This is a genomic window from Flavonifractor sp. An92, assembly GCF_002159175.1.
Taxonomy (GTDB): Bacteria; Bacillota; Clostridia; order Oscillospirales; family Oscillospiraceae; genus Pseudoflavonifractor_A.
Window position 1 is genome coordinate 92,023 of record NZ_NFGZ01000004.1, and the last position, 13,082, is coordinate 105,104.

The 13,082-nt window shown below is 62.3% G+C and carries 11 protein-coding genes and 1 tRNA gene; 6 read left to right on the forward strand and 6 right to left on the reverse strand.

Features of this window, described 5'->3' with window-relative positions:
* Positions 1-41 precede the first annotated feature (41 nt).
* From B5G43_RS04640 to B5G43_RS04655, 4 genes are read right to left on the reverse strand one after another with little or no spacing between them, the layout of a single operon-like run.
* Positions 42-1,139 carry a spermidine/putrescine ABC transporter substrate-binding protein gene (locus tag B5G43_RS04640; protein ID WP_242960455.1) on the reverse strand — a complete coding sequence of 366 codons (1,098 nt, stop codon included), beginning with the start codon at positions 1,137-1,139 and terminating at the stop codon, positions 42-44.
* Positions 1,140-1,191: 52 nt separating this feature from the next.
* Positions 1,192-2,022: an ABC transporter permease gene (locus B5G43_RS04645; protein WP_087259393.1), complete on the reverse strand. Its 831-nt coding sequence runs from the start codon at positions 2,020-2,022 to the stop codon at positions 1,192-1,194.
* Positions 2,023-2,054: 32 nt separating this feature from the next.
* Positions 2,055-2,909, reverse strand: coding sequence for an ABC transporter permease (locus B5G43_RS04650; protein ID WP_087259308.1), 855 nt, complete (start codon positions 2,907-2,909; stop codon positions 2,055-2,057).
* Positions 2,899-4,080: an ABC transporter ATP-binding protein gene (locus B5G43_RS04655; protein ID WP_087259309.1), complete on the reverse strand. Its 1,182-nt coding sequence runs from the start codon at positions 4,078-4,080 to the stop codon at positions 2,899-2,901. Before B5G43_RS04655 ends, B5G43_RS04650 begins: the two co-directional genes overlap by 11 nt.
* 248 nt (positions 4,081-4,328) lie before the next feature.
* On the opposite strand from B5G43_RS04655, the gene B5G43_RS04660 reads away from it, so the two are divergent.
* The 6 genes from B5G43_RS04660 (at position 4,329) to B5G43_RS04685 (ending at position 7,998) form a co-directional block, all read left to right on the forward strand.
* Positions 4,329-4,405: transfer RNA gene (locus B5G43_RS04660), tRNA-Pro, on the forward strand.
* A gap of 81 nt (positions 4,406-4,486) precedes the next feature.
* The gene (gene ybeY / locus B5G43_RS04665; protein ID WP_087259310.1) at positions 4,487-4,999 is read left to right on the forward strand and encodes an rRNA maturation RNase YbeY; all 513 of its coding nucleotides are present in this window, start codon (positions 4,487-4,489) and stop codon (positions 4,997-4,999) included.
* Complete coding sequence (locus B5G43_RS04670; RefSeq protein ID WP_087259311.1) at positions 4,986-5,738, forward strand: hypothetical protein; 753 nt, start codon at positions 4,986-4,988, stop codon at positions 5,736-5,738. Before ybeY ends, B5G43_RS04670 begins: the two co-directional genes overlap by 14 nt.
* Before the next feature lie 29 nt (positions 5,739-5,767).
* Positions 5,768-6,661: a GTPase Era gene (gene era, locus B5G43_RS04675; protein ID WP_087259312.1), complete on the forward strand. Its 894-nt coding sequence runs from the start codon at positions 5,768-5,770 to the stop codon at positions 6,659-6,661.
* A 1-nt stretch (position 6,662) separates the two neighbouring features.
* Positions 6,663-7,412: a DNA repair protein RecO gene (recO, locus tag B5G43_RS04680; protein WP_087259313.1), complete on the forward strand. Its 750-nt coding sequence runs from the start codon at positions 6,663-6,665 to the stop codon at positions 7,410-7,412.
* 145 nt (positions 7,413-7,557) lie between these two features.
* Positions 7,558-7,998 (forward strand): helix-turn-helix transcriptional regulator, encoded by a 441-nt coding sequence (locus B5G43_RS04685; RefSeq protein WP_087259314.1) that lies wholly within the window; start codon positions 7,558-7,560, stop codon positions 7,996-7,998.
* Positions 7,999-8,458: 460 nt separating this feature from the next.
* Here the strand turns inward: B5G43_RS04685 and B5G43_RS04690 are convergent, their stop codons facing one another.
* Both B5G43_RS04690 and glgA read right to left on the reverse strand, forming a co-directional pair.
* Entirely contained in the window at positions 8,459-10,906 is a 2,448-nt protein-coding gene (locus tag B5G43_RS04690) for a glycogen/starch/alpha-glucan phosphorylase (protein ID WP_087259315.1), read from the reverse strand.
* 159 nt (positions 10,907-11,065) lie between these two features.
* Positions 11,066-13,066: a glycogen synthase GlgA gene (gene glgA, locus B5G43_RS04695; RefSeq protein ID WP_242960456.1), complete on the reverse strand. Its 2,001-nt coding sequence runs from the start codon at positions 13,064-13,066 to the stop codon at positions 11,066-11,068.
* Positions 13,067-13,082 lie beyond the last annotated feature (16 nt).

A 13,082-nucleotide genomic window follows, 5' to 3' on the forward strand; every position in this document is an offset into this window, starting at 1 on the left:
GCGGCAGCCCAAAGGCTGTCGCCGGTCATGGTGTTGTGGGATCAGATGCTCAGCTGGGTCCACAGGTCGTTGTACAGGGTGCGGGTCTCTACGGGGCGGACCAGATAGGCCTCGCAGCGGTCCAGCACCTCCTGGGGAGCGGCCATGATCTCATAGAGCTCCTGGTCCAGGGGCTCGCCGTAGTTCTCCTCGTAGTAGGCGGGGTACTGCTCCAGGGCCTCCTCGTTGGGGGAGGCGTACCAGATGTAGTCCATGTTCCGCAGGGAGGCCTCGGTGGAGCACATGAAGTTGATCCACTCCTCGGCCTCGTCCTTGTTCTCGGCGTCCTTGAGGACACACATGGCGTCCACGAACCAGTTGGAGCCCTCCTCGGGGACCACATACTTCAGATCGGGGTTGTTCTGGAGCATGGAGAGGTAGTCGCCGGCGTAGTAGGTGGAGATGGCGGCCTCGCCGGACTCCATCTTATCAAAGATCTCGTCCATGACGAAGGCCTGATAGACGCCGTCCTCCTTGGCCTTGGCCAGGCGCTCGTAGGCGGCCTGGAGCTCTTCCTCGCTGTCGGTGTTCACCGAGTAGCCCAGGTCCATCAGGGCGATGCCCAGAGCGTCCCGGGAGTTGTTGATCATCAGCACCTGGTCGGCATACTTGGTGTCGAACATGGCGTCCCAGCTGGTGATCTCCTCGTCCACCATGGAGGAGTTGTAGATGATACCCAGGGTGCCCCAGGCATAGGGAACAGTATATTTGTTCTCGGGGTCGTAGGAGAGGTTCTTGAACCGGTCGGCGATCAGGTCGAAGTTGGGGATGTTGTCATAGTTCAGCTCGGCCAGCATGTCCTCCTCGATGAGCTGGGAGATCATGTAGTCGGAGGGAACGATGACGTCATAGTTGGCGCCGCCCAGGCTGAGGATGGAGTAGAGCTCCTCATTGCTGGGGACGGTCTGATAGTTGACCTTGATACCGGTCTGCTCCTCGAATTCCGAGATGAGCGATTCGTCGATGTATTCCCCCCAGCTGCACACGTTGACCACGCGGTCCTCGGAACCGGAACCGGGATTGGACGCCGTGCCGGAACAGCCGGCCAGCAGGCCGGCGGACAGGGCCAGAGCCACCGTCAGGGATACTGTTTTCTTCAATTGATCATTCCTCCAATGTGTAAGAATCTATTTTCACCCCGCAGGGTAAAAATCAAGCCGCTTTGCGCCGCTCTTCGGCCTTGGCCTGCCGGGCCTCCCGCACGTTGATGACGATGAGGAGGGCCAGCACCGTGACAAACAGCAGGGTGGACACGGCGTTGACCTTGGGGCTGATGCGCTTCTTGGTCATGGCGTAGATGCGCATGGCCAGGTTGGCGGTGGACGAGCCGGCGGTGAAGTAGGAGATGACGAAGTCGTCCACGCTCATGGTGAAGGCGATGAGGAGGCCGTTGACGATGCCCGGCTTGATCTCGGGCACCACGACCTTCCAGAAGGCCTGCATCCAGGTGCAGCCCAGGTCCTGGGCGGCATCCACCAGGTTCTTGTCCATCTGCCGGAGCTTGGGCATGACGGACAGGATGACATAGGGAATGTTGAAGGTGATGTGGGCCACCAGCATAGTCCCGAAGCCCAGATAGAGCGTCGTGGGGAGGGCGGTGCCCAGGTTGGCGTTGAGCCAGGAGGCCACCGTGCTCCACAGCCCGAAGGCGGCCACGAAGAACAGGCACAGGGACACGCCGGTGACGATGTCGGCGTTCATCATGGGGATGTTGTTCACCGTCATCAGGGGAGTGCGCCAGCGCCGGCGCATGTTGTAAAAGCCGATGGCGGCGAAGGTGCCCGCCACAGTGGCGATGACCGAGGCCAGGGCGGACACGGCCAGGGTGGTGTAGAGGGCGTCGATGATCTGCTGATCCTTGAAGAGCTCCACATACCAGTCCAGGGTGAACCCGGCCCACACCGAGCGGGAGTTGGAGTCATTGAAGGAAAAGACGATGAGAACGAAGATGGGGGCGTACAGAAAGACGAACACCAGGGCCATAAAGACCCGGCTGAACACGGAAGGTTTGTTTTTCACAGGACCACCGCCTGTTCCTCGCCCTCACCGAAGCGATTCATCACGGCCATGCAGATGACCACCACGATCATCATGACCAGAGCCACGGCGGAGCCCAGATAGGGGTTGTAGGCCGCGCCCTTAAACTGCATTTCGATCAGATTGCCCAGCAGCATCTGCTTGCCGCCGCCCAGCAGCTGGGAGATGGCGAAGGTGGACACCGCGGGGACGAACACCATGGTGATGCCGCTGAGCACACCCGGCAGAGACAGGGGGAGGGTGACCCGGCGGAACACGGTGGCGGAGTCGGCGCCCAGATCCCGGGCGGCCTCGATGAGCCGGTGGTCCAGCTTGACGATGACCGAGTAGATGGGCAGGATCATGAAGGGCAGGAAGTTGTACACCATGCCCAGCACCACGGCGCCGGGGGTGTTGATCATCTTGAAGTACTGAATGTCGGTGCCGAAGATGCTGTTGATGAGATCAAAGAGCCCGATGGCGGAGAAGAAGCGGTTCAGAAGGCCGGTGTTCTCCAGGATGGACATCCAGGCGTAGGTACGCAGGAGGAAGTTCATCCACATGGGCAGCATGATGAGCATCATGGCGATGCGCTGGAACTGAGCCCCCTCCCGGGCCAGGGCGCAGGAGATGGGGTAGCCGATGAGCAGGCAGATGAGGGTGGCCAGGAACGCCAGCTCAAAGGAGCGGAGAAAGACGGGGAGATATTCCCCGATACGGGTGAAATTGTCCAGCGTGAAGCCGCCGTCGGCGCTGGAGAAGGCGTAAAAGACGATCATCAGGATGGGGATGACCACAAAGAGGGCCATCCACACCACATAGGGGCCGGCGAAGAGGGAGAGCCTATTCTTCATGGCCGTCCTCCTGCTCCTCCTCGGCCTCCGGGTCGTACTCGGCGTCGCTGATCTCCTCGTACTCCTCGCTGTAAGAGCTGTAATCGCCGAACATGCCGGAGTACTGGCTCTTCTTCATGACGTGGATGCCGTCGGGGTCGATCTTGATGCCGATGCGGGAGTCCACGGGGCAGAAGTCGGTGGTCTGGATGAGCCACTTGAAGCCGTAGAAATCCACGATGATGTCGTACTGCATGCCCTTGAAGGTGACGGAGGTGACGGTGCCCCGGAGCTGACCCTGATCCTCGGGCACGATGTCCACGTCCTCGGGCCGGATGACCACGTCCACCGGCTCGTCCTTCTCAAAGCCCTTGTCCAGGCACTGGAACTTCCGATTGAAGATCTCCACCACCCCGTCGGCGCGCATGATGCCGTCGATGATGTTGGACTCGCCGATGAAGTCGGCCACGAAGGCGTTCTTGGGCTCGTTGTAGATGTCCTCGGGGGTGCCGATCTGCTGGATGTGGCCGCCGTCCATGACCACCACGGTGTCGGACATGGCCAGGGCCTCTTCCTGATCGTGGGTGACATAGATAAAGGTGATGCCCATGGTCTGCTGGATGCGCTTGAGCTCGTTCTGCATGTCCTTGCGCAGGCGCATGTCCAGCGCGCCCAGAGGCTCATCCAGCAGCAGGACCTTGGGCTGGTTGACCAGAGCCCGGGCGATGGCCACACGCTGCTGCTGGCCGCCGGAGAGGGAGGCGATGGAGCGCTTCTCGAAGCCCTTCAGGTTGACGATCTCCAGCATTTCCATGACCCGCTGCTGGATCTCGCTCTCGGGGAGCTTGCGCTTCTTTTTCTCGCCGGGCGCGGCCTGGGGGATCCGCAGGCCGAAGGCGATATTTTCAAACACGTTCAGATGGGGAAAGAGGGCGTACTTCTGGAACACAGTGTTGACCGCCCGCTTGTGGGGAGGCACGTCGTTGATCCGTTCGCCGTCAAAAAGCACCTCGCCGGAGGTCGGTTTCAAAAACCCTCCAATGAGGCGCAAGGTGGTGGTTTTCCCGCAGCCGCTGGGGCCCAGAAGTGTCAGGAATTCCTTGTCATTGATGTAGAGATTGATATGATCCAAGATGATGTCGTCATCGAACTGGACAAAACAGTCCGAAAGACGGATCAGCTCCTTAGCCATGTATCCTCCCCCATTTCACATTAGAAATAGAAGGCGCACCCAATTGGCGGTTGGGTACGCCTTTTCGAACGACACAACTATATATGCTTCTGCCCAAAATGTCAATAATATTCCCAAGTTTTTTACCTTGTAAAAAGAAGTGGGGAGGCAAGTGGGCGAATGTCCGCGCCGGACGGACGAAGCGGGAAGATTTGTCTGGAAGGCTTGACAAACGGAGAAAGAGCACTTATAATTAGAAACTGTCCTATCGGGGTGTGGCGAAGTTTGGTATCGCGCTTGGTTCGGGTCCAAGAGGCCCCGGGTTCGAATCCCGGCACTCCGACCACCGCCGCCGTGAACGCTGCATCGTTCACGGCGGCTTTTCGTTTTTTCACCGCTCGACGCAGAAAGAAAGGAGAAAGCCTGCATGGAGCACCAGATCATCATCGAGACTGAGGTGGAGGGCGTGGAGCCCTTTGCCGACGCCCTGCGGGAGGTGATCCCCGCGGCCCTGGCGGCCGAAGGGGTGGGCCTGCCCTGCGAGATCGACGTACTGTTCACCGACGACGAAGGCATCCACCAGATCAACCAGGAGCAGCGGGACGTGGACCGCGCCACCGACGTGCTCTCCTTTCCCATGTTCGAGTTCAACCCGGGGGAGCCTCCCACGGCGGAGGACACCGACCTTCTGGACCCGGGCAGCGGCCTGCTGCCCCTGGGGGACATGGTGCTGTCGGTGGACCACATCAAGGCCCAGGCGGCGGAGTTCGGCCACAGTGAGCGCCGGGAGCTGTGCTACCTGGCAGTCCACTCGGTGCTCCACCTGCTGGGGTACGACCACCTGGACGAGGGTGTGCAGAAAAAGCAGATGAGAGCCCGGGAGGAGGCCATCCTGGGCGCGCTGGGCATCACCCGGGAGGAGGACCATGGCGCGGAATAAACTCCCCCTGGCCCTGAGCGCCGCCCTGCTGCTGGGCGGGCTGTGCGCCTGCTCGGCCCCGGAGGCCGAGCCCACGCCCACGGCGGAGGCCAACCATGCCACGGAGCAGACCGCGGTCCGGTGGCTGGCGGATGAAAACCACAGGGCCCTCCAGGTGGGGGACTTCTGGGTCACCCTGGACCATGTGGAGGAGAACCAGTCCCACATCCAGGTGTGGGACCCCGCCGACCTGTCCGCCCCCCTCCAGACGATGGAGCAGGAGCTGGAGACCTCCTCCTTCTTCGGCGTGAGCGAGGTGGTGGACGCCAATTTCGACGGCTACCCCGATTTCGGATGCCTGCGCTTTATGGGCAACCAGCCCACCTATTGGAACTACTGGCTCTGGGACCCGGAGGCGGGACAGTTTGTGGAGGAGCCCGCCTTGGCGGAAGTCTGCTCGCCGGAGTTTGACAGTGCTGAGCAGGTGGTCCGCAGCTATGCCCGGGGCGGCTATGCCGGGCTGGTGGGGACCCACGCCTTCTACCGCTGGGAGGACGGCAATCTGGTGTGCGTCCGCCGCACCGACAGCCAGGTGCTCCCCGGCGAGACCTCCGATCAGGACCGGGTCCTTTTGACCGTGGAGGACCGGGTGGACGGAGCCCTCACCGAGGTGGTCCGCCAGGAGTACGATATGAACGGCCGCGGCTGGGTCCCGTTGGAAGAGGCCTGGCAGGACCTGAATTACTACGGAGAAGTTTAAAAAGCTCAAGAAAGTTGAGGATGACCTAAATGATTAAAAAATCCGGTATGATCGCCCTGGTGGGGCGGCCCAACGTGGGCAAATCCACCCTGACCAACGCCCTGGTGGGCGAGAAGATCGCCATCGTCTCCAACAAGCCCCAGACCACCCGCAACCGCATCTGCGCGGTGGTGAACCGGGGGGAGAGCCAGTTCGTCTTTCTGGACACCCCGGGCCTCCACCGGGCCCGCACCAAGCTGGGCGACTATATGGTGAAGGTGGTCAAGGACAGCGTGGCCGACGTGGACGCGGTGTGCCTCATCGTGGAGCCCATCCCCCACATCGGCGGCCCTGAGGAGGAGCTCATCGGGCGCATCAAGGCCCTGGGCGTGCCGTCCCTGCTCCTCATCAACAAGATCGACACCGTGGAGAAGGAGGAGCTCCTGGCCGTCATGCAGACCTACGGCGCGGCCCATGAGTTCAACGCCATCCTGCCCATCTCCGCCAAGAAGGGCGAGGGCGTGGAGGAGCTTCTGAAGGTGCTGGACGAGTTCCTCCCCGAGGGACCCCAGCTCTTCCCCGAGGACATGGTCACCGACCAGCCCGAGCGGCAGGTCTGTGCCGAAATTCTGCGGGAAAAGCTCCTGCTCTGCCTGGACAAGGAGATCCCCCACGGCACCGCCGTGGAGCTGGTGCGCTTCGTGGAGCGGGAGCGGGACGAGGTCATTGAGATCGACGCCACCATCTACTGCGAGAAGGAGAGCCATAAGGGCATCATCATCGGCAAGGGCGGCTCCATGCTCAAGAAGATCTCCACCCTGGCCCGTCAGGACATTGAGCGCTTCATGGGCGCCAAGGTCTACCTCCAGACCTGGGTGAAGGTGAAGGAGAACTGGCGGGACAATCTGAACCTGATCCACAATTTCGGGTACAAGGACGAGTAACATGCTCATCGACACCAAGGCGCTGGTCCTCCGCGCCGTGGACTATAAGGACAGCGACCGCATCCTCACCCTTTTCACCCAGGACCTGGGCAAGGTGACGGTGCGGGCCCGGGGCTGCCGCCGCCGAGGGAGCCCCCTGGCGGCCTCCAGCCAGCTGCTGACCTGGTCGGAAGTGACCCTCTTCGGCTACCGGGAGCGGTACGGCCTTAACAGCGCCGAGCCCCTGGAGCTCTTCTGGGGGGTGCGGCAGGACGTGGAGAAGCTGGCCCTGGGCTCCTACTTCGCCGAGGTGGTGGAGCGGGTGACCGGGGACGAGCAGCCCGAGCCCGCCCTGCTGTCGCTGATCCTGAACTCCCTCTACGCTTTGGACAAGCTGCAAAAGCCCCAGCCCATCGTGAAGGGGGCCTTTGAGCTCAAGCTGATGGCCCTCATCGGCTACGAGCCCCTCATCTCTTCCTGCGCCGTGTGCGGCGCTCTGGAGCCGGTAGAGCCCCGCTTTGACCGGCAGGAGGGGTTACTGCGCTGCGGAGCCTGCGGCCGGGGCAGGGGAGGGGAGGGACTGGCCCTCACCCCCGCCATTCTGGCGGCCATGCGCCATGTGGTGTACGGCGACCCCAAACGGCTCTTCTCCTTCCGGCTGCCGAGCGAGGACTGGAAGCAGTTTGGACGGGTGTGTGAGGGGTTCCTCACCGCTCAGCTGGACCGGGGATTTTCCACCCTGGACTTTTACCGGAGTTTAATGGGAAGATAAAACAAGCCCTCCTGCGCTGCGGCGCGGGAGGGCTTGTTTTTGTATGAACTAGCTCATTTTCGGCACTTATCAGCCGTGTCAAAGGATCTTTGCTTGCCTTTTGAGGTACATCTGGCGATAATAGGGGCGAAAGGAGGGAGCGGCCATGCGTGTGGGAGAAGAGATCGGCAGGCTGCGCCGGGAGCGGGGCATGACCCAGGAGGAGTTCGGGGCGCTGTTCCATGTGACCCGGCAGACCGTGTCCAACTGGGAGAACAGCAAGAGCTATCCGGACCTGGAGACGTTGGTGAGACTGAGCGAGGAGTTCGGCGTGACGCTGGACCAGCTGATGAAGGGGGATCGGACGATGATACGGACCATGGACCGGGAACGGCTGTGGGGCAAACAGGCGAAGCGGGCAAAATCTATTACGGAGTTCTGTACGGGCGGGGGGACCGGTGCGCTGGCGTCCTGCCTGCTCTCCCCGGATTCGGTGCAAAGGACGCTGGTGATTGTGGTGTCTCTCATTCTGATCGCGGTGGGGTGGTACCGCCGGAGCCGGTATGACGCGGCGGTGGAGGCCTGGCTGGAGGAGCAGGAGGGATAGAGGATTCCCGGGAAGCCCGGAACAGTTGCCCTCGCCGGGCGGGCCGCTTATCCAGCGGGGACCCGATTTCTTTTCTCGAAAAGAAACCGGGGAAAGAAAAGGCGGAGAGGGGAACTTCTCGTTCCCCTCTCCACTCCCCTCCAGCGGACGGCCATTTCGGGGGCCGCCTTGATTGCCGGGGTACAACGCTTTCCGGATAGGCGGAAAGCCTGGAATTGGCCACGCCGCACTTTGGAAATATTGCCGCAGAAGAATGAAAGCCGGGGAGCGTTTTGGGGGAGTCCAGAGGGGGGTATCCCCCCTCTGGGCTTTCTTTCCCACCGCTTTCTTTGCAAAGAAAGCGGTGCTCCCGCCGAGCAGGCGGCCCGTCCGGCGAGGACAAATCCTCCGGGCTCCCGGAATAGAAAACGAGCCGTTGCAGAGCAAGAGGCCCTGCAACGGCTCATTATGATTTTGGAATTTACTTCTTCTCGCTCAGATCGCGGACCGGCACGTTCCAGATATCGCGGGCATAATCCCGGATGGAGCGGTCGGCGGCGAAGATGCCGGAGCGGGCCACGTTGATGAGGGACATCTGGTTCCAGGTCTTGCGGTCCAGATACTGCTCAGCGGCGCGCTTGTGGGCATTGCGGTAGCTGTCGAAGTCGGCCAGGAGCATATACTCGTCGGCGGGGCTGCCGTTGCCGAAGAGCAGGCGCTTGGTCAGGTTGTCGTAGCTCACGCCGTCCTTGAAGCCGTGGGACAGGTTGTCGATGACGGCGCGCAGGTCGGCGTTGTGCATATAGTACTCGTAAGAGCGATAGTTCTTGTTCTTCAGCTCGGTGACCTCGTGGGCCTTCAGGCCGAAGAGGAAGATGTTCTCGTCGCCCAGCACCTCGTGCATCTCCACGTTGGCGCCGTCCAGGGTGCCGATGGTCACCGCGCCGTTCATCATGAACTTCATGTTGCCGGTGCCGCTGGCCTCCTTGCCGGCGGTGGAGATCTGCTCGGAGAGCTCGCTGGCGGGCATCAGCTTCTCGGCCAGGCTCACGCGGTAGTTCTCCAGGAAGACCACCTGCAGCTTATCCTTGCAGACGGGGTCGGAGTTGACGGTGTCGGCCAGAGAGTTGATGAGGTGGATGATCTCCTTGGCCACATAGTAGCCGGGGGCGGCCTTGGCGCCGAAGAGGTACACCTTGGGGGTGATCATGAAGTTGGGGTCATCCTTCAGGTGCTGGTACTCGTAGATGATGTGCAGCACGTTGAGGAGCTGGCGCTTGTACTCGTGCAGGCGCTTGACCTGGACGTCGAACATGGCGTCGGTGTTGAGGACGATGCCGCTCTCGCGGGCCACCCAGGAGGCGAAGGCGCGCTTGTTCTCCTTCTTGATGTTCTCCAGGCGCTCCAGCACGGAGGCGTCGTCCTTGTACTTCTCCAGGTCCTTCATGGCCTCGGGCTGGAGGAGGTAGCGGTCCCCGCCGGTGCACTCCTGGATGAGGGCGTTCAGCTTGGGGTTGCACTCGGCCAGCCAGCGGCGGTGGTCGATGCCGTTGGTGACGTTCTTGAACTTGGCGGGGGTGCGGACGTAGGCGTCGTGGAAGACTTCCTTCTTCAGGATGTCGGAGTGGAGGGCGGACACGCCGTTGACGGCGTAGCAGGCGCAGATGCAGAGGTTGGCCATGCGCACGTCGCCGCCCCAGATGATGGCCATGGGCTCCACCTTGGACATGTCGCCGTGGAAGTAGGTGGTCAGCTCATTCTGGTAGCGGTTGGAGATCTCCACGATGATCTGCCAGATGCGGGGCAGCAGGTCGATGACCAGCTGCTGGGGCCAACGCTCCAGGGCCTCGGCCATGACGGTATGGTTGGTGTAGGCCACGGAGTGGGTGACGATGTTCCAGGCCTCGTCCCAGCCGTAGCCCTCCTCGTCCAGCAGGATGCGCATGAGCTCGGGGATGACCAGGGTGGGGTGGGTGTCGTTGATCTGCAGCACGTGCTTCAGGTGGAAGTTGCGCAGGGTGCCGTACTCGGCGCGGTGCTTGCGCACGATGGACTGCACGGTGGCGGAGACGAAAAAGTACTGCTGCTTCAGACGCAGGGACTTACCCTCGTAGTGGTTGTCATCGGGGTAGAGGATCTTGGAGATGGTCTCGGCCATAGCCCGCTGCTCCACGGCCTTCAGGTACTCGCCGCGGGAGAAGAGGGACATATCCACGGGCGTGGGGCTCTTGGCGTCCCACAGGCGCAGGGTGTTGCCGTGCTCGGTCTTGAAGCCGGCGATCTCCATATCCTTGGGGATGGCCAGAACGGAAGTATACCCGGTGTGCTGGATGGAGTGATGGCCCTGATCGTCCCACACGTCCTTCACCTGGCCGCCGAAGCGGACTTCCTCCACCTCATCCATCTTGGGGATGAGCCAGGCGTCGCCCAGGCCCAGCCAGTTGTCGGCCAGCTCCACCTGCTCGCCGTCCACGATCTTCTGCTTGAAGATACCCAGCTCGTAGCAGATGGAATAGCCGGTGGCGGGGATCTCCAGGGTGGTCATGGAGTCCAGGTAGCAGGCAGCCAGACGGCCCAGGCCGCCGTTGCCCAGGCCGGCGTCCGGCTCGGACTCGAAGAGGTCGGAAGCGGAGAAGCCCAGGCCCTCGATGGCCTCCTTCAGGGGCTCCAGCACGCCCAGGTTGTAGGCGTTCTTCATGAGGGAGCGGCCCATCAGGAACTCCAGGGAGAGGTAGTGGACCTGGCGGGCGTGGGTAGCCTGCACCTTGTCCTGGGTCTTCATCTGCTGGGCGGACATGATGTCGCGCAGGACCAGCGCGCAGGCCTTGAACATGTGCAGACTGGTGGCCTCGTCAATGTCCCGGCCGAAGTTGCGGCGCAGCTTGCCGGTGATCAGGTCCATAAGCTCTTTCTTTGTATACTGATGCATGGAAATATACCTCCATTCGGTTCAAAATCAGACAAATGGCCCGCGGGCAGGTGAGGAGCCGTGCCCGCGGGCTCGCGCATTGTCCGATGCCTCCGGCCACGGACGCGGGGGAACGGGCGGAGGGTGAAAAGATTGCGGGGTGGGGGTGAGCAGGTCTATTTATTTTTCCTCAGCGGAAGAGGCCTTAGACGGGGCCTTTTTGGTCGAAGTCTTGCGGGTGGTGGTCTTTTTGGCCGCCGGCTTCTTGGCCGCGGTCTTGCGCGCGGCCGGCTTCTTGGCGGGGGCCTTTTCCTCGGCGGGAGCGGGCTCCTCGGCCACGGGGGCCTTTTCCTCCACCGGGGCTTTGACCTCGACAGGAGCGGCCTTTTCCGCCTCCGGGGCCTTTGCCTCGACAGGAGCAGCCTTTTCCGCCTTCGGAGCCTTCACCGCGACAGGAGCGGGCTCCTCGGTCACGGGAGCCTTTTTCTCTTCCACGGGAGCAGCCTTCTCCTCGGCGGGAGCGGGCTCCTTGGCCGCAGCGGCCTTCGCCTTGGCGGGGGCCTTCTTGCGGGTGGTGGTCTTTTGGGCCGCGGGCTTCTTGGCGGGAGCGGGCTTCTCCTCCGCCGGGGCGGGGGCGGGCTCTTCCGCCTTCTCTTCCACCGGGGCGGGTTCCTCAGTCACCGGAGCGGCCTCGACGGAGACCACAGGCTCCTCCGCCGGGCCTTCCTCAAAAGGGTGGCCGGGATGCATCTCCTTGCCGGTGATCCAGTTGTAGATCTGGAGGTAGTCCTCAGCGGACCGGCTCCAGGAGAAGTCGGCGGTCATGCCGTTGCGCTGGAGGACGTTCCAGCCGGCCTTGTCGTTGTAGTAGAGGCCCACTGCCTCACCCAGCACCCAGACCATATCCTGGGCGTTGATGTTGGTGAAGGTGAAGCCGGTGTCGCCGAACACGCCGTGGGGGATGACGGAGTCCTTCAGGCCGCCGGTCTCCCGGACCACGGGGATGGTGCCGTAGCGCATGGCGATCATCTGAGACAGGCCGCAGGGCTCCGCCTCGCTGGGCATGAGGAAGATGTCGGCGCCGCTGTAAATGGCGTTGGAGAGAGCGGCGGAGTACATGATATTGGCAGAGAAACGGCCGGGGTACTGGGCCTGAGCCTGACGGAAGGCCTCCTCATAGCCCCAGTCGCCGGTGCCCAGCACCACCATCTGCACATCCATGGCCATGATGTCGTGGATGGCGGCGGTGACCATGTCGAAGCCCTTGTGCTTCACCAGGCGGGAGATGCAGGCGATGATGGGCACATTGGGCTCCTGGCGCAGGCCCACGGCCTGCTGCAGGGCGGCCTTACAGGCGGCCTTGCCGCTCAGGTCGTCGGCGTTGAAGGCGGCGGCCAGGCCGTTGCCGTTGGAGGGATCGTACAGAGAGGTGTCGATGCCGTTGAGGATGCCGCGGATCTTGTGGCGGTTGTCGGCGATGACGCCCTCCAGGCCGTGGGCGTAGAAGGCGTACTGCAGCTCCTCGGCGTAGGTGGGGGAGACGGTGGTCACATAGTCAGCGGCATAGATGGCACCCTTCATCAGGTTGATATCCCCGTGATACGCCAGCATATGCTCGTGGAAGTAGCCGGAGTTCAGGCCGAACAGATCCACCATCAGGTCCTTGCCGTAGCGGCCCTGATACTCGATGTTATGGATGGTGTACACGGACTGGGTGCCGTAGAGCATGGGGATGCGGTGACGCTCCTCCAGCAGGTAGATGCACACCAGAGCGGTCTGCCAGTCGTTGGCGTGGATGACGTCGGGATGCCAGTTCAGGTAGCCCGGAGTCTCCACCACCGCGCGGGAGAAGAAGGCGAAGCGCTCGGCGTCGTCGTAGTGGCCGTAGAGGCCGGCGCGCTTGAAGTAGTACTCGTTGTCCACGAAGTAGTAGGTGACGCCGTCCCGCTTCAGCTCAAAGATACCGCAGTAGGGGGTGCGCCAGGCCAGCGTGACATTGAAGTTGAACAGATAGTTCATCTGGTTGCGCCACTCCCAGCCAATGCCCTCGTAGAGGGGGAGAATGACGCGCACATCGTGGCCCGCGGCGGCCAGCGCCTTGGGAAGGCTGCCGGCAACGTCGGCCAGACCGCCGGTCTTAATAAAAGGGGCAACCTCGGAAGAGGCAAACAGGATGTTCATAAAAGACTCCTTTCGT